Source organism: Cupriavidus pauculus (assembly GCF_002858765.1).
Classification (GTDB): domain Bacteria; phylum Pseudomonadota; class Gammaproteobacteria; order Burkholderiales; family Burkholderiaceae; genus Cupriavidus; species Cupriavidus pauculus_B.
This window is the reverse complement of the sequence record NZ_PJRP01000008.1, coordinates 212,264-230,918: the sequence shown is the minus strand read 5'-3', so window position 1 is coordinate 230,918 and position 18,655 is coordinate 212,264. Positions and strand designations below refer to the sequence as shown.

General features: G+C 65.1%; 18 protein-coding genes and 1 pseudogene. 7 read left to right on the top strand and 12 right to left on the bottom strand.

Going from position 1 to position 18,655, the window contains the following annotated elements; translation table 11 throughout:
* Window positions 1–14: 14 nt before the first annotated feature.
* The 8 genes from CYJ10_RS18345 to CYJ10_RS18310 form a co-directional block, all read right to left on the bottom strand.
* Window positions 15–929, bottom strand: coding sequence for a LysR family transcriptional regulator (locus CYJ10_RS18345; RefSeq protein ID WP_101682901.1), 915 nt, complete (start codon window positions 927–929; stop codon window positions 15–17).
* 60 nt (window positions 930–989) lie between these two features.
* On the bottom strand, window positions 990–1,652 hold the full coding sequence (locus CYJ10_RS18340; RefSeq protein WP_101682900.1) for a dihydrofolate reductase family protein: 663 nt from the start codon (window positions 1,650–1,652) through the stop codon (window positions 990–992).
* A 56-nt stretch (window positions 1,653–1,708) separates the two neighbouring features.
* On the bottom strand, window positions 1,709–2,536 hold the full coding sequence (locus tag CYJ10_RS18335; RefSeq protein WP_101682899.1) for an SDR family oxidoreductase: 828 nt from the start codon (window positions 2,534–2,536) through the stop codon (window positions 1,709–1,711).
* Window positions 2,537–2,556: 20 nt separating this feature from the next.
* Window positions 2,557–3,636 carry an NAD(P)-dependent alcohol dehydrogenase gene (locus CYJ10_RS18330; RefSeq protein ID WP_101682898.1) on the bottom strand — a complete coding sequence of 360 codons (1,080 nt, stop codon included), beginning with the start codon at window positions 3,634–3,636 and terminating at the stop codon, window positions 2,557–2,559.
* A 208-nt stretch (window positions 3,637–3,844) separates the two neighbouring features.
* On the bottom strand, window positions 3,845–5,425 hold the full coding sequence (locus CYJ10_RS18325; RefSeq protein WP_101682897.1) for an isocitrate lyase: 1,581 nt from the start codon (window positions 5,423–5,425) through the stop codon (window positions 3,845–3,847).
* 300 nt (window positions 5,426–5,725) lie between these two features.
* Window positions 5,726–6,475: an alpha/beta fold hydrolase gene (locus CYJ10_RS18320; protein WP_101682896.1), complete on the bottom strand. Its 750-nt coding sequence runs from the start codon at window positions 6,473–6,475 to the stop codon at window positions 5,726–5,728.
* A complete protein-coding gene (locus CYJ10_RS18315) occupies window positions 6,472–7,503 on the bottom strand; it encodes a M14 family zinc carboxypeptidase (protein WP_101682895.1) in 1,032 nt (343 codons plus the stop codon). Before CYJ10_RS18315 ends, CYJ10_RS18320 begins: the two co-directional genes overlap by 4 nt.
* A 49-nt stretch (window positions 7,504–7,552) precedes the next feature.
* Window positions 7,553–8,467: a LysR substrate-binding domain-containing protein gene (locus CYJ10_RS18310; protein WP_101682894.1), complete on the bottom strand. Its 915-nt coding sequence runs from the start codon at window positions 8,465–8,467 to the stop codon at window positions 7,553–7,555.
* A 190-nt stretch (window positions 8,468–8,657) separates the two neighbouring features.
* Between CYJ10_RS18310 and CYJ10_RS35125 the strand changes: the two are divergent.
* Both CYJ10_RS35125 and CYJ10_RS34835 read left to right on the top strand, forming a co-directional pair.
* Window positions 8,658–9,143: pseudogene (locus CYJ10_RS35125) on the top strand (M20/M25/M40 family metallo-hydrolase); the annotation flags it as partial.
* A gap of 121 nt (window positions 9,144–9,264) precedes the next feature.
* Window positions 9,265–9,822, top strand: coding sequence for a peptidase dimerization domain-containing protein (locus CYJ10_RS34835; RefSeq protein ID WP_257993410.1), 558 nt, complete (start codon window positions 9,265–9,267; stop codon window positions 9,820–9,822).
* Between the two features lie 24 nt (window positions 9,823–9,846).
* Here CYJ10_RS34835 and CYJ10_RS18300 read toward each other — a convergent pair whose 3' ends face one another.
* Together CYJ10_RS18300 and CYJ10_RS34190 are read right to left on the bottom strand one after the other, a co-directional pair.
* A complete protein-coding gene (locus CYJ10_RS18300) occupies window positions 9,847–11,991 on the bottom strand; it encodes a phosphocholine-specific phospholipase C (RefSeq protein ID WP_101682893.1) in 2,145 nt (714 codons plus the stop codon).
* Window positions 11,992–12,056: 65 nt separating this feature from the next.
* On the bottom strand, window positions 12,057–12,230 hold the full coding sequence (locus tag CYJ10_RS34190; RefSeq protein ID WP_180862976.1) for a hypothetical protein: 174 nt from the start codon (window positions 12,228–12,230) through the stop codon (window positions 12,057–12,059).
* Window positions 12,231–12,698: 468 nt separating this feature from the next.
* Here CYJ10_RS34190 and CYJ10_RS18295 point away from each other — a divergent pair, with 468 nt between their 5' ends.
* A complete protein-coding gene (locus CYJ10_RS18295) occupies window positions 12,699–13,181 on the top strand; it encodes a hypothetical protein (RefSeq protein ID WP_101682892.1) in 483 nt (160 codons plus the stop codon).
* A 16-nt stretch (window positions 13,182–13,197) separates the two neighbouring features.
* Here CYJ10_RS18295 and CYJ10_RS18290 read toward each other — a convergent pair whose 3' ends face one another.
* The gene (locus CYJ10_RS18290; RefSeq protein WP_101682891.1) at window positions 13,198–14,346 is read right to left on the bottom strand and encodes a DSD1 family PLP-dependent enzyme; all 1,149 of its coding nucleotides are present in this window, start codon (window positions 14,344–14,346) and stop codon (window positions 13,198–13,200) included.
* A 185-nt stretch (window positions 14,347–14,531) separates the two neighbouring features.
* On the opposite strand from CYJ10_RS18290, the gene CYJ10_RS18285 reads away from it, so the two are divergent.
* The 3 genes from CYJ10_RS18285 to CYJ10_RS18275 all read left to right on the top strand — a co-directional run bounded on the left by CYJ10_RS18285 (window position 14,532) and on the right by CYJ10_RS18275 (window position 17,103).
* Window positions 14,532–14,906: a DUF6152 family protein gene (locus CYJ10_RS18285; RefSeq protein WP_101682890.1), complete on the top strand. Its 375-nt coding sequence runs from the start codon at window positions 14,532–14,534 to the stop codon at window positions 14,904–14,906.
* 3 nt (window positions 14,907–14,909) lie between these two features.
* Window positions 14,910–15,410, top strand: a complete 501-nt coding sequence (locus CYJ10_RS18280; protein ID WP_101682889.1) for a DUF6644 family protein — start codon at window positions 14,910–14,912, stop codon at window positions 15,408–15,410.
* Between the two features lie 148 nt (window positions 15,411–15,558).
* On the top strand, window positions 15,559–17,103 hold the full coding sequence (locus CYJ10_RS18275) for a methyl-accepting chemotaxis protein (RefSeq protein ID WP_101682888.1): 1,545 nt from the start codon (window positions 15,559–15,561) through the stop codon (window positions 17,101–17,103).
* Window positions 17,104–17,181: 78 nt separating this feature from the next.
* On the opposite strand, the gene CYJ10_RS18270 is transcribed toward CYJ10_RS18275, so the two are convergent.
* Complete coding sequence (locus CYJ10_RS18270) at window positions 17,182–17,775, bottom strand: 2-hydroxychromene-2-carboxylate isomerase (protein WP_101682887.1); 594 nt, start codon at window positions 17,773–17,775, stop codon at window positions 17,182–17,184.
* Window positions 17,776–17,938: 163 nt separating this feature from the next.
* On the opposite strand from CYJ10_RS18270, the gene CYJ10_RS18265 reads away from it, so the two are divergent.
* A complete protein-coding gene (locus tag CYJ10_RS18265) occupies window positions 17,939–18,655 on the top strand; it encodes a PadR family transcriptional regulator (protein ID WP_101682886.1) in 717 nt (238 codons plus the stop codon).

Genomic DNA, 18,655 nt, shown 5'->3' with positions numbered 1-18,655 from the left:
CAGCGCCGGTGATCTCAACCCTTGCTGTTTGCGGTGCGAAGCGTAGCGGCCCGCTTGATGAGTATTTCCACCAGCCGGTTCGCCAGCGGAGAATGGTAGCCGTCCTGGCGACGCAGGATGCCGACGCTGCGCGACCATCTGAGGTCAGGTATGTCAAGCGCGCGCAATCCGCGCGTGGACTGCACCAGCGTGCCGTGCCCAATCACCGTGAGTAGGTCGGTTTTACGAATCGCTGCCATCAGGCCTTCTGCCGAAGAGTTCGTTTCCAGCGCGACAGTCGGGGGCGGCAGGCCCGCCTCGGTAAAGCAGGCATCGACCAGCTTGCGGGCGATGACGTCGGCGTTGGGCAGCAACCACGGAAAGTCCCCAAGGTGTGCCAGGCGCAGTGACCGTTTGTCATGGAGCGGGTGCTGGTCACGGGCCACGACGACCAGATCGTCGTCGAACAGCTGTGTCTGTTTCAGTTCGGCATCCGACTTGTGTGGCAGCGTGGCGATGCACAGATCAAGCTCGCCGCGGCGCAAGCCAGTCACCAGCGGGTCGTTCAGGCCGATCGTCACTTGTACACGCGCTGCCGGACGCTGTTGGATCAGGTCTGCGAAGGCGTCCGAGAAGACCGAGCCGACGAGCGACGACGGTACGCCCACCCGAACCACGCCCAGTTTGCCAAGGTGAAGATCGTTGGCTTCCCGGATCGCATCGTGCAGTGAACTGCGGACGTTCAGAATGCGTTCGAGAAAGACCGTACCCGAGGTGGTCAGATCCATGCCCCGGGACGATCGCACAAACAGCTGGATACCCAGTTGTTGCTCCAGGCGCTGAATGGCCTTGGTCAACGCGGGCTGACTTTGTCCCATTTGCTCCGCCGCCCGTGCTATCTGGCCTGCCTGGGCCACGGCGACAAAGTAGTTCAAATCCTCGAGACGCATGGTATTCCGTGTCGTTATCAAACGCTGAATACCGATAATGAAAGCAAGGGTGGGAGATCGTCAAGGCATGGCGTGGCCCTGACGACGCAGGACGACATGCGTGGCCTTCTGCGTGGCGACGGACTCCACGCACTGGTATCCCAGCGCCCGCAGGTCGAGCCCGCCGAACAGCGATTCCCCCCGACCCAGCAGGACAGGTGCGATAGCGATATGCAGTTCATCGACGAGGCCCTCGCGAAGATACTGCCGGATGGTGTCGGTGCCACCACCGATGCGCACGTCTATTCCGGCTGCGGCTTCGCGTGCACGGTCGAGGGCCTCCCGAATGCCGCCCGTCACAAAATGGAATGTCGTCCCGCCTTCCATTTGGATGGAGGGGCGAGCGTGATGGGTCAGGATAAAGACGGGAACGTGATACGGCGGATTATCGCCCCACCAGCCTTTCCAGTTTTCGTCCGGCCACTCCCCCCGAATGGGGCTGAACATGTTTCTCCCCAGAATCCAGGCCCCGACATTCTGAAACCCACGGGCGGCGAAGTCATCGTCAATGCCGGTCGTACCGCCGTCCTTGCCAAACAGGGACCGCTGGAAGGTGCGTGTGGGAAGCAGCCACTGGTGCAATGCCGTCCCACCCACGCCCAGCGGATTGTCGATGTCCTGATCGGGGCCGGCGCCGTATCCGTCGAGCGAGATCGTGAAGCCATTAACGCGAACGCGTGCCAAGGTTTGTCTCCGTTTTTGTTGTCGACGGTGATAGTACCGGATAGCAACAGCGGCAATCACCGTGGCGCCAAATCCCCAAACCAGTACGCGGCGGTGACGCCGCCGTCCATCAGAAAATCGCTGCCCGTGATAAAGCCGCCGTCCGGTCCCATTAACAGCGCCGCCACGTTGGCCACTTCATCGGGCGTGCCCGGTCGTTTCGCGGTGCTCCCTTCGATCATGCGCCGATAGCCCGCACCACGAGGCCCTGAAAGCTCGTCCTTGGCCAATGGCGTCATGATGATGCCGGGGCTGATGGTATTCAGGCGCGCCCCGCGCGCGCCCCAACGGACCGATTCGGCCATGACGCGCAGGGCGTTCCCGCGCTTGGAAAGCTGGTAGGCGTGAAGCGAATCCTTGACCTGGTCGCCCTGCAGCATGGGAAGCCGCAACAACGCCTCGGTCGGGGTCGTCGCGAGCGCACGGCATTGTTCCTCGGGCAGCGGCGCCAGGCGGTGACCGGACTGCGACGCGATGACGACGCCCGAGCCCCCATCCGAGATGACCGTCCCGAACGTCTCCAGGATGACGGCCGTACCGTAAAGGTCGACTTTCAGAATCGTCTCGGGGGACGCTTGCGAGGGGGAGACGCCCGCCGCGTGGATCAGGCCATTCACCGGCCCAAGCGATGTTGCCTGAGCGACCAATGCCTCGATCGAGGCCCGCGACGAGATATCGACAACCGTGGTCGAGACGTCATATCCCGCTTCAGCCAGGGTTTTCGCGGCGGCATCGGCATTCTGCTGGTGAAGGTCGGCAAGCAGAAGGTGCCGGCCCACTCCGACGCGCCGTGCGATGGCCATGCCGATGGCGCCCGGGCCGATGACGACGATGACGTTGGCCATCTGTTTCTCCGCAGGTAGATTCAGGCCGTGGGGCTGGCCGTTGCGGCCTGGCCGAGCGTGGACATGTCGATGACAAAGCGATATTTGACGTCGCCGGCCACTGTCCGGTCATAGGCGGTGTTGACGTCCTTCATGGCCACCATTTCGATGTCGCACGTAATGTTGTGCTCGCCGCAAAAATCAAGCATCTCCTGTGTTTCCGGCAGGCCGCCAATCAAGGAACCGGCCATCGAGCGACGTCGGAAAATAAAGGGAACCCCGCTGGTATGGGTCAGCGTTTCAACGGCACCGACGATCACCATCGTCCCGTCACGCTTCAGAAGGTTCATATATGGGTCGGTATCGTGGCCAACCGGGATGGTATTCAGAAGAAAGTCGAATGTGCCGGCCGCATTCACCATGGCGTCGGCATCCTTGGAAATCAGGATGTCGTCCGCACCGAGTTTCCTGGCGTCCTGTCCTTTTTCGGGTGAAGTCGTAATCATGACGACGTGGGCGCCCATGGCATGCGCGAATTTCACGCCCATATGCCCGAGCCCGCCAAGGCCGACGATGCCAACCCGCTGGCCGGGACCCACCTTCCAGTGTTTTAGCGGGGAGTAGGTGGTAATGCCCGCGCAAAGCAAAGGCGCAGCCGCCGCCGGGTCCAGGTTCTCCGGTATGCGGAGTACAAATCGCTGGTCGACTGTGATTTTGTCGGAATATCCACCGTATGTGACGGTGTGCCGGGTGCCACCGATTTTGTCTTCGCCGTTATAGGTTCCCGTCCAGCCGTTTTCGCAGTATTGCTCCAGGCCGTCGCTGCACGACTGGCAATGGCGGCAGCTATCGACCAGACAGCCGACGCCGACCAGGTCACCGGCCTTGTATTTCGTGACGCCGGCACCGACCGCCGAAACGCGGCCGACTATTTCATGGCCCGGTACGAACGGATAGGTCGTCCCGCCCCACTCGTTACGGGCGGAGTGGATGTCCGAATGGCAGATGCCGCAATAGAGGATGTCGATGGCGACATCCTGGGGGCGCGGTTCGCGACGCTCGAAGCGGAAGGGTCCGAGTTCGGAATCGGCAGAATGGGTGGCGTAGCCAAATGCTTGCATTGGGGTTCTCCTGAGTTCAACGCCGTGGTCATAAGACTAGCAGCGGGAACGCGGGCGATTAAGAACCCCGAACGGCATGAGCCTATAAAGACAGCTAATGAATGGCGCGCCAGCCACTTTCGGAAAGTCAACGCTTCGAGCGTAAAAAAACGCCAACCCGTCATGGGTTGGCGTTTCGACCAGGTACTACCGAGAATCAGAACTCGTATCAGAACTGGTTCATGGTGTTGTCTTTGCCTGCCGCCTTCAGCGCAGCGTCGCCGCTGAAGTATTCCTTGTGGTCGTCGCCGATGTCCGAGCCGGACATGTTCTGGTGCTTGACGCAGGCGATGCCCTGGCGGATTTCCTTGCGCTGCACGCCAGCCACATAGCCCAGCATGCCCTGTTCGCCGAAGTATTCCTTGGCCAGGTTGTCGGTCGACAGCGCGGCGGTGTGGTACGTCGGCAGCGTGATCAGGTGGTGGAAGATGCCGGCTTCGCGCGCCGCGTCGGCCTGGAAGGTGCGGATCTTCTCGTCGGCAAGCTTCGCCAGTTCGGTCTGATCGTATTCCACGCTCATCAGCTGGCTGCGCTCGTAAGACGACACATCCTTGCCTGCGGCCTGCATCGCGTCATAGGCCTGCTGGCGGAAATTCAGCGTCCAGTTGAACGACGGGCTGTTGTTGTACACCAGCTTGGCGTTCGGGACGACCTTGCGGATCTCGCGGACCATGCCGGCGATCTGCTCGATATGCGGCTTTTCGGTTTCGATCCACAGCAGGTCGGCGCCGTTCTGCAGCGAGGTGATGCTGTCCAGCACGCAACGCGCTTCGCCCGTGCCGGCGCGGAACTGGAACAGGTTGCTGGGCAGGCGCTTGGGACGCATCAGCTTGCCGTTCTGCTTGATCACCACGTCACCGTTGCCCAGCGTGTCGGCCGAGATTTCCTCGCAATCGAGGAAGGCGTTGTATTGGTCGCCCAGGTCGCCCGGCGTGTGGGTCACGGCGATCTGCTTGGTCAGGCCGGCGCCCAGCGAGTCGGTACGGGTCACGATGATGCCGTCGTCCACGCCCAGTTCCAGGAAGGCGTAGCGGATGGCCCGGACCTTGGCCAGGAAGTCCTCGTGCGGCACGGTGACCTTGCCGTCCTGGTGGCCGCACTGCTTCTCGTCGGACACCTGGTTTTCGATCTGGATGCAGCAGGCGCCCGCTTCGATGAACTGCTTGGCCAGCAGATACGTGGCTTCGGCGTTGCCGAAACCAGCATCGATGTCGGCGATGATGGGCACCACGTGCGTCACGTGGTTGTCGATCTTTGCCTGGATGGCAGCCTTGGCCGGGCCCTGGGCCGCGTCCAGTTCGCGGAACAGGCCGCCCAGTTCACGGGCGTCGGCCTGGCGCAGGAACGTATAGAGTTCGCGGATCAGCGCGCTGACCGAGGTCTTCTCGTGCAACGACTGGTCGGGCAGCGGGCCGAATTCCGAGCGCAGCGCGGCCACCATCCAGCCGGACAGGTACAGATAGCGGCGGTCGGTGCTGTTGAAGTGCTTCTTGATGGAAATCATCTTCTGCTGGCCGATGAAGCCGTGCCAGCAACCCAGCGACTGCGTGTACTTGGCCGGATCGGCGTCGTAGGCAGCCATGTCGGCGCGCATGATCTTCGCGGTGTACTTGGCAATGTCCAGACCCGTCTTGAACCTGTTCTGGGCACGCATGCGGGCGGCATACTCAGGGTTGATGGCGTTCCATGCGCTGCCGTTGTTTTCCTTCAAGCCAGCAATTGCCTTGATGTCGTCTTGGTACTGGGACATGTCAATTTCCTAAGAGGTAAGCGCGTTTGAGTAAGGGGTTGCGTGTGCCGCCGGGTATCTCGAAGCAAGCAGCGTGGAAATAATTGTATGGGGTTTTTGCTGCGCAGCAACCAACTCTTATATAAGACATAAGACTTTGTTTATCCTTATGTTTCAATAAGATAGAAGACAAATTTTGCAATGTGGAACGCGTTTTCTCAGAACGAAACCGTGAGGGCAGGGCGTCCCGGCACCAATTTCGCAATGTGAAAGGTGCTTTCAGGTGTCGGATTCAGGGGGGAAACGAAGCGGACGGTTGCCTCAGCGGCGATCCATCGCAGCGCCAGCCGTTTCGCAAAGCCACTGCGGATCGTCATGGGGCAGGTCGTGTCCGGCCCAGGGGTGGCGCGCGTGCGATACCCCCCAGGCTGCCGCCAGGCGGGCAGAGCAGTTGGGATTGACCAGCCGGTCGGCGTCGGATGACACCACCAGCGTGGGGCAACCCGGCGCCTGGCGTTGCGCACGGAAGCGCGCCGCGGCCACCAGTTGCAGCCACGCCGCATCGCGCGACACCGAGGCGGTCTGGCCGATGTCCACCCAGCGCGCCAGGTCAGCGTCTCGGGTATCGAGCCGTTCGCAGGTCAGCCGGTGGACGACGCGCTCGCAGCGCGCCCGGTCGTGCCAGTGGCGGGCCATGCCCAGCATGGCCAACCAGTTGCGCGGCCGCAGCCGTTCGGCGGGATGGCTGAACGGCCGCATGCTCGTATTGACCAGCACCAGCCCACTGACCTCGCCGGGCCACGCCTGTGCCCAGTCGGTGGCCACCATGGCGCCGAGCGACATCGCCAGGATGCACCAGGGCCCGCTGCGGCCCGTGGCCTGTGCGGTAGCCCGTACGGCCTCGGTCATGCCACGCACATTGGCGGGTACGTCCAGGTGCCGTGCGCTGCCGTTGCCGGGCAGGTCGATCATCAGTGGCGCCGGCAGGCCGTGGGCGCACCAGTGTTCAGGCAGATCTCCCCAGTGGCGCGACTCGCGCGTCAGGCCGCGCAGGAAGATCCACCCGCTCATGGCGCGGGCTTGCCGTTCTGCCAGTGCGCGCGGGCTTGCTCCAGCAGTTGTTGACGGTGCGGGCCCTGTGGCAGCCAGCGCCCGGGTGCCACCGCCACGCGGCCCAGGAAGTCGAACAGGCTCACATGGCGCCGTAGCACGCGGGCGGTGCGGTGTGCCTTGATCGGATTGAAGATGCCCGCCCGCGAAAAGAGCTGGCGCGGATTTTTCTTGATCCAGAGCCAGGACCCAAGTTCGAGCGTCATTGGCAGGAACAGGCATGCCGGCGGCGTGCGATCGTAGGCGTAGTCCCAGAGATCGCCATGCAGCAGGTATTGGTGGCTCTGCGGCTCGAACGCATAGCCATGGTGCGGATGGGCCTGTTCAAACATGGTCTTGAGCAGATACATCTCGGGCAGGTGCGGCATCAGTGCGTGCGTGCGCGCATACGGAAACCAGATGCTGTCGCGCCAGCCGTAGCCTGAATGGCAATCCACGGCAAAGCTCAGCGGGCGGGGCAGCAGTTCGGATTCCACCACGCGCAGCAGCGCCATGCTTTCGGTCTCCATCGGCGAACCCGCGCGGCCACGGTACCAGGGCAGCCAGTTGCCGACGCGCTGTCCGCCGGCCAGAAAGGGCACCCGGGCATCGGCATTCTGCGGGGCGTTGCGCATCAGGTCCACGCCATTCGGATTGGCGCGCGTGGCGATATACATGCCACCGGGGTTGACGATCGGCATGAACACCAGCCTCACGCTTTCCAGCTGCCGGTGCAGCAGATCGTCCCAGCTCAGCCGGCACAGCAGCGAGCGCATGTAGTCCAGCACCAGTTGCGTGCCGATGCGTTCCAGGCCGTGGATGCCGCCGAAGATGCCGATGGCTGGCGCATCGGGCGCCTGCGTGCCCAGGCTGGCGACCGGCACGGCGAACGTGCGGTCGTGCACGGTGACTTGGCATGCCGTGCGGGTGTCGAACCACGGTGCGCCCAGCTCCAGCAGCGTCAGCAGTTGATCGTACTCTGGAAAGCTGGAAGGGACCGGACCGGTCATGGGCGGGGCTCGGGGGGCGTGGAGGCCTGGGGGGCTTGGAAAGAGGTGGTCAGTTCAATATAGGCGCTGGCGGTGGCGCTTCGCAATGCGGCACGGCCGCGCCTGCGGGCGCCACCAGACAATCGAGCAAGGCGCCAACCAGTCGGGTGTGACGGCGGCCGGTCAGGCAGTACAGGTACTCGTGGATCACCGGGGCCTGGCTGGCGAACGGCACCACCACCAGTGCCGGATCGCGCGGCACTTCGCCCGCGGGCATGACACTGGCGCCAAGGTTGTGGCGAATCGCCTCGCAGATGGCCTCGCGGCTGCCGATGACCGTATGCGGCGGCATGCCCGCGCCGGCTGCGCGCAGCGACGCCTCGGTGGCCTCGCGCGTCATCGACCCCTGTTCGCGCACCAGCAGATGGCATGCCGCCAGTTCCGCCACTTCCACGCGTGATCGGCGCGCCAGCGGATGCACCGGGTGCACCACCAGCACCATCGGGTCGGCGGCCAGCGTCACGCGGTGCAGGCGGTCATCGTCAAGCGCGTGCGACGACACGGCTGCGTCGATGCGGTATTCGTACAGCGCCTCGATCATCTGCTTGGAGTTGCCGATCTCGATGCTGATCTCGATGGCGGGATAGCGCTGCCGGAAGGCGGCCACGCTGCGCAGGATGTAATAGGGCCCGGTGGCGCCGATCCGCAGGTTGCCAAAGCGCAGGTTGCCGGCGTTGCGCAGCAGAAAGTCGGCATTGCTTTCCTGCTGCATGATCTGCTCCGCCAGCGGCATCAGCGCCACCCCCACGTCACTGAGGTCCACGCGGCTGGCGCGGCGGTGGAACAGTTCCACGCCATACAGCTCCTCGAGCTGCCGGATGCGACCGGTGACCGTGGGCTGGCTCACGCGCAACTGACGCGCGGCCGTGGTGATGCTGCCCTGTCGCGCCACCTCGTAGAAGGTCATCAGCAGGTCGCCAAGCATGGGACTCCCGGGGACAAAAAGCGATAGCCGGGGACTATAAGGCGGAAATATGACAGCGTGACGAATCCATGCGTTCGGTCAATCGCCTTCCTGGAGCGGCTGGCAATAATGCCGCCTCACGCCGCGAAAGACCATCCGAAGATCACCAGACAGCGCCGACGCCGAGGGGCTTGATCACTCCGGAGTCAACATGATGTACAGGAGATTGCTTGGCGCGGCGGCCATCGCCGGCGCCGCGATGGTGTCTTATGGCTGCTCGGACAGTGTCGCTGCGCTGCCGGGCTACGACGGCGCGCTCGATGTCGCCGCCAGGACGCAACAGGTCCCCGTGCTGGCCACCCTTGGCGCGGCCGTGACCCGCTATCCGGCCGATGCCGGCGTGGTCGGCGACAACGTCGTCGTTGTATTCCAGGGCACCGGCACGAAGAAGATCCTGCTGCTGGCGCATATGGACACCGTGTACCCGCGCGGATTTCTGGCCAAAGCGCCATTCCGGATCGACGGCAACCATGCCTACGGGCCTGACATCGCCGACGACAAGAGTGGGATCGCGGTGATCCTGCACGCGCTGGGGCTGCTCGATGCGCGCGGCTTCCGCGACTACGGCACGCTGACCGTCCTGTTCAATATCGACGAGGAAACCGGGTCGTTCGGGTCGCATGCGCTGATCCGGCGCCTGGCGGCGTCGCACGACTATGTCCTGTCGCACGAGCCGGCCTTTGCCACGGCCGAGAGCTTTGGCCTGGCCACGTCGGGCATTGCCCATGCGGAAGTCACGATCCAGGGCGTGGCGCCCCATGCCGGCGTCGCATGGCGTCAACGCGCTGACCGAGGCGGCGGACCTGATCCTGCGTACGCAGGACATCGACGACAAGGCGCGCGAGATCTGCTTCAACTGGACGCTGACGTCCGCAGGGTCGGCGTCGAACGCCATTCCCGCCTCGGCCACGCTGACCGCCGACATGCGCTACGGCCGCAACGACGACTACGATGCCATCGTCGCCCTGCTCGACGAGCGCGCCCTGCGCAAGCGGCTGCCCGGCGCCGAGATCACCATCGATATGAAGAAGGGGCGCCCCGCGTTCAATGCCTCGGCCGCCGGCCGGGCACTGGCCGCGAAAGGGCAGACAATCTATCAGGAGGTGGGCGGCAAGATCGGCATCGCCACCGAGCGCACGGGCGGCGGCAGCGATGCTGCCTACGCCGCGCTGTCGGGCAAGCCCGTGCTGGAAGGCATGGACCTGCCCGGCATGGGCTATCACACCAATGCCGACGAGTACATCCTGATCGATGCCATTCCGCGCCGCCTGTACCTGGAGGCGCGCATGATCATGGACCTGAGCCTGGGCCGGTAGCGGCGGCCGCTACCGGCCGGCAACTCAAACGCCCATGGCCGGATCGGACGTGGTGTGCGTACCGTTTTCGAGACGCCCGGCAAAGCGGCGGCTGAACCCGCCCTGCTGGGTGGTCACCGTAAAGTCGTACCAGTTGCCTTGCGACCCGACCGGCCAGTGCTGGTCCAGTTCCTTGCCCGGCGGCAGCTCGAACGTCGTCGGGCCATCGTTGCGGTAGGCGTTCGGCTTGACCGTGAACGTGCAGGTGGCGGTGCCACGGTTGATCAGCGTCAGCCAGACCTGGGCATTGGCCTCGTCATAGCAGACGCGGATCTCTGGCGCGGCGCCGCCGCCGGCGGCCTTCTGCGCGCTGACATCGCCCACGAAGGCGCGGTGGTACCCGTTCGGGCCCAACACCCAGAAGTTGTAGCGGCCGCCGTCGGCGCCGACGTCGATCTTGGCGTCGTAGGACTTGCCCGCCTCGATGGCGTAGCGGCGCGGTACGTTGCCCAGGTGCAGGCGGTCGTAGACGTGGAACACCGCAGCCTGCTGGCCATCGTTCTTGAAGCGCAGCCAGAACGTGTTGGTGTTCGGCTCTTCCAGGCCGCTGGTGTGCAGCGAATAGGGCAGGGCGCGCGACGGGCGCGTGCCGCGCTTCTGCGTCGGCATCGACTGGGCGGCCACGGTCGGCGCCGGGATCTGCGCCTTGGCGTCCTGGGCGGCGCGCTCGGCGTCCGCACCGGTCTGCGTCAGCGGTGTGATGCCCAGCGCCACGTTGGCGTTCGGGTTGACGAAGTCGAACGCCGACATCAGGTCGCCCATGATGGCGCGGCGGTACGTGCTGATGTTGGTTTCGGCCACGCCAAACCGTTGCTCCAGAAAGCGCAGCACCGACGTATGGTCGAACACCTGCGAGTTCACCCAGCCGCCGCGGCTCCACGGCGACACCACGTACATCGGCACGCGCGGCCCCGGGCCGAACGGCGTCTTGTCCACGCTGTAGTACTCGGTCGACGCGTCCATCGTCGTGTAGCCCACCGGCTGCCCGGCGCCGTCGAGTGCCGGGGCGCACGGCGGCGGCACGTGGTCGAAGAAGCCGTCGTTTTCATCGAAATTGATCAGCAGGACCGTGCGGCTCCACACGTCGGGGTTGGCGGTCAGCGCATCGAGCACCTGCTGGGTGTACCACGCGCCCTGGACCGGGCTCGACGGCCCTGGGTGCTCCGAATACGTGGCGGGGGCGACGATCCATGACACCTGCGGCAGCGTGCCGGCGGCGATGTCGTCGCGCAGCGCCTGCAGGAAGCCGCCGTCGGGCATGGTGTTGCCAATGCCCTTGAACAGCGGGTTCGTGGTGTCGTCGGCTGGCGTGTAGGCCGGATACGGCGAGCCATTCGCGGCATTGCCCCGGGCGGCGTTGGCGGCGCGGTATTGCTGGAAGCCGGCCAGGGGGTTGTCGGTGAAGTTGTCCGGCATGTTCTGGTAGAGCTTCCAGCTCACGCCGGCAGCCTGCAGGCGCTCCGGGTACGTCGTCCAGGTGTAGTTGATACCCGTGGCGTCGAGCGAATCACCGCTGTTGTCGATGACCGGGCCGCCATGAGTGCCGAACGGGTCGTTGGTGCCGGTCCAGTGAAACAGGCGGTTGGTGTTGGTGCCGCCGTGGAAGCTGCAGTGGTAGGCGTCGCACAGTGTGAACGCATTGGCCAGCGCGTACTGGAAGCCCAGTTCCTGCTCGGTGTAGTACCCCATCGACTGAGTCTTCTTCGACGTGGGCCAGGCGCTCATGCGGCCCAGGTCATACGCGGCCTGGGCGTCGGGCTGGCTGTGCGGCGTGCCGCTCACGCGCTGGGCGTTGCCGGCGGTCTGGTCCAGGTGGTACGGCAGCACGACGCGATTCGTGTTGCCGCTGGCATAGGTCTGCTGGAGTACGTGCCGGCCACCCGGCAGCGGAATCGTGAAGCGGTCGCTGAAGCCGCGGACACCGTTCATGGTGCCGAAGTAGTTATCGAACGAGCGGTTCTCCTGCATCAGCACCACCACGTACTCCACGTCCCGGATGGACTTGGTCGCGTTGTTGGCCGGAATGGCTAGGGCGCGGCGGATGGCTGGCGGGAAGGCGGAAAGGGCGGCGGTGGCGGCGGCGCTGCCACCGGCCATCTTGAGGAAATTGCGTCGGCTGCTGGAAGTCATGTCGGATTGCCCTGAGGGGTCGGATGCGCGGTATGTGGTTTGGCTGACGGGGTCTGGCGCGGTGATCAGGGCGCGCACTTCATTTGCGGCTTGACGTCGGGCGTGCCGGTGCCTGGGGTGTTCGACGGGGGCGTGCTGTCGCTGTCGCCGCCGCAGGCGGTCAGCGCCGTACACAGCAGCAGGGCGGCCAGCATGCCCAGCGGGCGTCGCCGGGCAAGGGTGTGAAGGGCTTCGGTCATGGTCTGTGTCTCGTGCGGGGTGGCAAATGGCAGCGCGTGACGCGCGATGCGGTCCGCAGCGTAAGCAGCGGACAGGTCACCCGGGTGACATAGAGGACAAGATTTCCGATACCGCTATTCGTGTTTTTTACCGTCCATGTACAGACATTGCGGACATGGCCATGATGGACAAAGGTGGCGCGGGCAACGCTTTCGACAACCTTTCACGGCGCGATTTCTGCTGCGATGCACCACGTCGTGTGCTATGGTTTTAGACGTTTCCCTCAATTCACGAACAGGTGCGCCAAAGCAGCGACATCTGCGGATTTCCGGGAAGCCGCGCCAGTTCTGGCCTGCAGGGAAGTGACGCGAGATGCGAGACCTCTTGCTCGATATTTGTTGCGGTTGCAACACGCCGTGACCTTGCTTGTAAACGGGGCATGCCGCCACCAAAGTGGTAGGCGGAAAGGGCGTTCGCAGGAGCTGCACATGGAAAACGAAACCGGTTACGTCTGGCATTACACGGTAGGCACCCCGCTGGTCGCCATCGCGCGCTCGGGCGGGCTTATGCCTGCCGCGGCACATGGCTTGGCACCGCGGTCCGGTGACGGCATTCTCTGGTTCTCGCGCAACCAGCAATGGGATCCGTCCGCAACGCGCGACGACGGATTGGGCCAGGCCAGGCAAACGCTGTCGCGTGCCGCCTTGCACACACGCTTTGGTCTCTACCGCTTTGGCCTGCCCGAGCACGACATGCGCCTGCTGCCGTGGCCGACGGTCACGCGCGTGGCCGACATCGATGTCCCCGAGGCGATGACGATGGTTGCCAGCGGCCTGCGCTGCGGCGCGGCCCCCACCGACTGGATCGGCACGCTGACGGCCGTGCCGCTGGACGATCTGCAATTTGAAAAGTGGACCGGCGCTGCGTGGGTGCAGGCCGACCTAGACGAACTGGTGGCCCAGTTCGCCTGACTGCCGTGGTTGAGGCCTAGCGGCTCAGCCCGCGAGCCGACACCGGCCAGACGCTTTCCACCACACCCGCCCGGATGCCCACGATCTCGTCATAGAGGTTCAGCGTGGGATCGCAATGGCCGGGCACCAGCATCATCCGGCTGCCCAGCGCGGGCAGCTTGCCCACCAGGTCTTCGTGTTTCGGCTTCACGATGCCGTGCTCGTCGTTGGCCGCCACGTAGTCGAGCGTGGCCGATTGCTTGCCATCGGCCCAGATCCACGGCAGCCCGGAATCCACGGCCATCGACTTCAGGCCCGCATCCACCACCACCCGATCGCCGGCCGCCACGCTCATGACCGACGTGGCGATAAACAGGCTGTGCTCGAAGCGCAGCGCGCCCGCATAGTCGTTGGCGCCGTAGTCGGCATCCATGAACACATACGAGCCCGGCTGGATTTCGGTATAGACGCCGCTGCCCAGGTCGAACTCCACGCTGCCGCTGCCGCCGCCCGTGACCACGTCGCAGCGTACGCCGGCGGCATTGAGTCGCGCGATGAAGCTGCCGGTGCGATCCGCCGCCTGCGCCGCGCCATCGCGCCGCTCGTTCCAGCCGCGCAGATGCTGGATGCCGCCGTGGTAGGCCTGCAGCCCGCGCATCGTCAACTGGCCATGCTGCGCAATGCGTTCCACCAGGGCCAGCATCGCGGCCGGATCGGTGACGCCGCAACGTCCCTGGCCGACATTGACCTCGACAAAGACGCCGAGCTTGCTGCCGGCCGCTGCGGTGGCGGCGGCCAGGGCATCGACCTGCGCGATGTCGTCCACGCAGACGCTCAGCGTGGCGAGTCGTGCCAGGTCGGCCAGCAGCGCCGCCTTGGCGGGGCCGGCCACTTCATTGCTGATGTGGATGTCGCGTACGCCGGCGCGCACGAACGGGATGGCCTCGCTGACCTTCTGGCAGCAGATGCCCACCGCGCCACGCGCGATCTGCGCCAGCGAGATATCGGGGCACTTGTGGGCCTTGGCATGGGGCCGCAGCTTGATGCCGCGCCGGTCTGCGGCAGCCTGCATGCGGTCGACGTTGGCGGCGAAGAGATCCAGATCCAGGACCAGGGAAGGGGTGTCGATGGTATCGGCGGGCTGGCCTGGCCGCGCGGCCGGTGGCAGATCGAAGGCGATGGGCATGGCGATGGAGGAGAAGCTGCAGCGGGGTGAAAAGGCGAGCCACAGCGTACCACGGCGTGCGGGATGCTCCGCCTTGCACTCCGGTGTGGGTCATCTACGATGGGTTGGATGTCCGTGCGTGCCGCCTGCCATCCGCCCGCTGCCATCCGCCGGCCAACGCCCTGTTCCGACATAGGAGTCTCGCCATGATCTTCCCGCGCATCGCCGTCTCCCGCCCGCTGCTGTGCCTGGCCGCAGCCACGGCGCTGGTCAGCCTGCCGGCCATCGCCCATCACGGATGGTCCACCTACGACGAGACCAAGCCGCTCACCGTGACCGGCAAGATCGTGGAGACGCACTATGAGAACCCCCACGCCACGATCCGCGTGGATGTGCAGGGCAAGCGCTGGCTGGCCGTGCTGGCGCCCGTGTCGCGCATGACGTCGCGCGGGGCCACGGCCGAAAAGGTGGCCGTGGGCAAGCAGGTGACGATGGTCGGCTACGCCAGCAAGGAAAAGGCCGATGAGATGCGCGTAGAGCGCATCACGTTCGACGGCGGCCAGACCGTGGAACTGCGCTGACCGATGGCGGCGATCGATGCCTTGGCCGGCCAGCTTGCGGCGTCGCCGTTCGCGGTATGGCTGCGCGCGTCGGCATGGGCCTATCCGGTCTGCGAAATGCTGCACCTGGCCGGCATGGCCCTGCTTTTCGGGTCGATCGTGGTGGTGGACCTGCGCCTGGCCGGCCTGGGCCGCCAGTTGCCGGTGACGTTGCTGCTGCGGCACGCCTTGCCAGCCACCCTGGTCGGCTTTGTGGTGATCCTGCTGAGCGGCGCGCTGTTGTTCGTGGCCCATGCCGATGACCTGATCGGCAATCGCGCCTTTCTGATCAAGCTGTGTCTGATTGCGCTGGGCGTGGCCAACGCCGCATGGTTCCACGCCGGCCCCTACCGGGCGCTGCACGCCGGTCACAGCAGCTGGGAAACCCTGCGATCCCCGCCACCGGTGGCCCGCGCGTGTGCCGTGCTGTCGCTGCTGACGTGGGTGCTGGTCATTTGCGCCGGGCGGTTGATCGCCTACGTCTAGCAGACGTCCGCAGTATCGGGGAGTGGTGTATGCGCCACGTATCCAGCCTCTAATTTGATGTAACGCAAAGGCTGTGTATCGCCAGGCTCAAGGTTTAAGGAAGGGGGACGTTAAGGCTGGGCTGAATCCATACGTGTAGAGCCCCCCGATGAATAACCTGAGTATTCGCCACGGCCTGCTGGCGACGCTTGTGATTTTTGGCCTGATGATCGTATTTGGCGCCGCGCTGGGTGTCAGTCAACTGAGCGCCAGCAGCGATGCCGCCGAACGCATCCACCTGATTTCGTCGCGGGCGATCCTGCTCAACGACGCCTACAAGGACATGACGCGCGCGCGCTCCGCGCTGACGCGCGCGTACAGCGCGGCCAAGGCCAGCGGCCAGGTGAACGATGACGCGCTGGCCAGCGCCACCAAGTCGATCGCCAAATCGAAGGACGAGCTTGAACGGTTCGAGAAGGCCGCGGCCTTCGCGGAGCAGGACGCCACCACGCGCGACGACATCATCGCCGCCGGCCGCGCCCACATGGACGTGGTGCAGCGTGGCCTGGACGCGCTGCGCGGCGGCGATCCGGATGGCTACGCGGCCATCAATGACAAGGACATCACGTCGTCGGGCGCCAAGTACTCGGCCGGCGTGGAGCGCTTCCAGCAGTTCGCCGAGAAGCTGAACGACGAGGCGGCGGGCGAGGGCCGACAGCGCCTGAACCGCGTGATCCTGCTGGTGTGCGTGGGCCTGGCGATGTCCGCTGCCCTGATCGTGGTCGTGCACCTGGCGCTGCGCCGCCTGGTGGTCACGCCGCTGTACCTGGCGCGCGACCTGATCATGCGCGTGGCCGACGGCGACCTGACCATCAAGGTGCCGCAGGCGGGGCGTAACGAAATTGGCCAGTTGCTGGATGCGGTGTCGCGCATGCAGGCCGGCCTGACGCAGACCGTGGCCAAGGTGCGCGCGGGTTCCGACGCCGTGACCACCGGGGCGCGCGAGATTGCGGCCGGCAACACGGACCTGTCGTCGCGAACCGAAGAGCAGTCGTCGGCGCTGGAAGAAACGGCGGCCAGCATGGAGCAACTGACGTCGACCGTCGGCAATAACGCCGAAAGCGCCACGCATGCCAGCACCCTGGCGCGCAACGCGGCAGACCTGGCCGCGCGCGGTGGCGAGGTGGTGCGCGGTGTGGTGCAGACGATGAGCGAGATCAACTCCAGCTCGCAGAAGATCGTCGACATCATCGGCGTGATCGACGGCATCGCGTTCCAGACGAACATCCTGGCGCTGAACGCCGCCGTGGAAGCGGCGCGTGCCGGCGAGCAGGGGCGCGGGTTTGCCGTGGTGGCCGGCGAGGTGCGCAGCCTGGCGCAGCGCAGCGCCAATGCGGCCAAGGAAATCAAGGGCCTGATCGATTCGTCGGTCGACAAGGTGGATGCGGGCAGCCAGCAGGTGGAGCAGGCCGGCAGCACGATCGAGGAAATCGTGGCGGCCGTGAAGCGCCTGGCCGATACGGTCAGCGAAATCTCGGCGGCGTCGATCGAGCAATCCAGCGGCATCACGCAGGTCAGCGAAGCCGTGTCGCAGATGGAACAGGTGAACCAGCAGAACGCCGCGCTGGTGGAGCAGGCGGCCGCCGCCGCCGATTCGCTGGAATCGCAGGCCAACCATCTGGCCGCCGCCGTGGCGACCTTTCGGCTGGCCTGATTCGGGCTGGCCTGATTCCGGCCACGGGGCGCGAACGAACGTAGCGAACGTAGCGAACGACGCGACAGCAACGATCGATCAGCCGGCCAGTTGTTCCTCCACGAACAGCAGCCGGTCGTTGCCCCAGTACAGCTTGTCTTCCACGATGAAGCTGGGCGCGCCAAAGATGCCGCGCGCCACGGCTTCCTCGGTCACGCGCTTGAGGTCGGCCTTGACCTCGGGGTCGTCCAGCATCGCCAGCGCCTCGCGCGGGTCCAGCCCCGCCGCCACCAGAACCTTGCCGATCTCGACCGGATCGTTCAGGTTCCTGCCCGTTTCCCACATCGCCGTGAAGATTGCATCCACATACTCGTGGAATTCGGCCTCGCCCTTGCGCTGGTAACCGATCGCGCCACGCATCAGCGCCAGCGTATTGATCGGAAAGTGCGGATTGAGCCGGAATGGCGCGCCGTAGCGCCGGGCCCAGCAGTCGAGATCGCCGTCCGACCACTGCCGCTTGGCGGGAATCTCCATCGGGCTGTGGTTGCCCGTGGCCTTGAACACGCCACCGAGCAGCATCGGCCGCCACACGATGGTGGCGCCGGTGCGCGCCGCCACGCGCGGCAGTTCCTTGTACGCCAGGTACGAATAGGGGCTGCCGAAGTCAAAGAAGAATTCCACCTGCCTGGTCATCGCCTGTCTCCGTTGTGGTTTGTGATGTTGTGTCGCTGGATATGCTCAGGTGACTTGCATTGTGACAGGAACTCCGCCACGCGGGCATCCTGTAATTCCGCCTTGACTTTATATCGTACGATATATATCTTACGATACGTCTTACGATATGTTGGAGTGAAGAATGCGACACCATTTCAATCATTTGCACGGTCATATGGGCCACTGCGGCCCGCACGGCAAGCACCATGGCGGCATGCGCGCCATGATGGCGATGAAGCTGATGGGCATGATGGGTGGCCGGGGCGGTGGCTTCTGGTCGCAGGGCGGCGGCGGTTTTGACGGCGATGGCGACGGTTTCGACGGCGACAACCTGCGCCGTGGCCGCAAGTTCAGCGCCGAGGACCTGCAACTGCTGCTGCTTTCGCTGCTCGATGAAAAGCCATCGCACGGCTACGAACTGATCAAGGCGCTGGAAACGCGCACCGGCGGCTTCTACAAGCCGAGCCCCGGCGTGGTGTACCCCGCGCTGACCTTCCTGGAAGACGTCGGCTACGCCACGGTGGACCTGGAAGGCAACAAGAAGCGCTACCAGTTGTCGGACGCTGGCCGCGCCTACCTGGACCAGCACCGCGCGCGGCTGGAACAGATGGTGGCGCGCCTGCAGCACGTGGCGCGCAAGATGGATTTCATGCGCCGGGCCATGAACGGCCAGCCCCAGCGCGATGTCGAGGAAGGCGGCTGGGCACCAGAACTGATGCAGGCGCGCGGGCGGCTGAAGCAGGCCCTGATGATGCGCAGCGGCGCCACGGCCGACGAGCAGCGCCGCATCGCCGCCATCCTGGAACGCGCGGCCGACGAGATTGAGCGCGGCGAGCGCGACACCAATCAACCGGAGTAA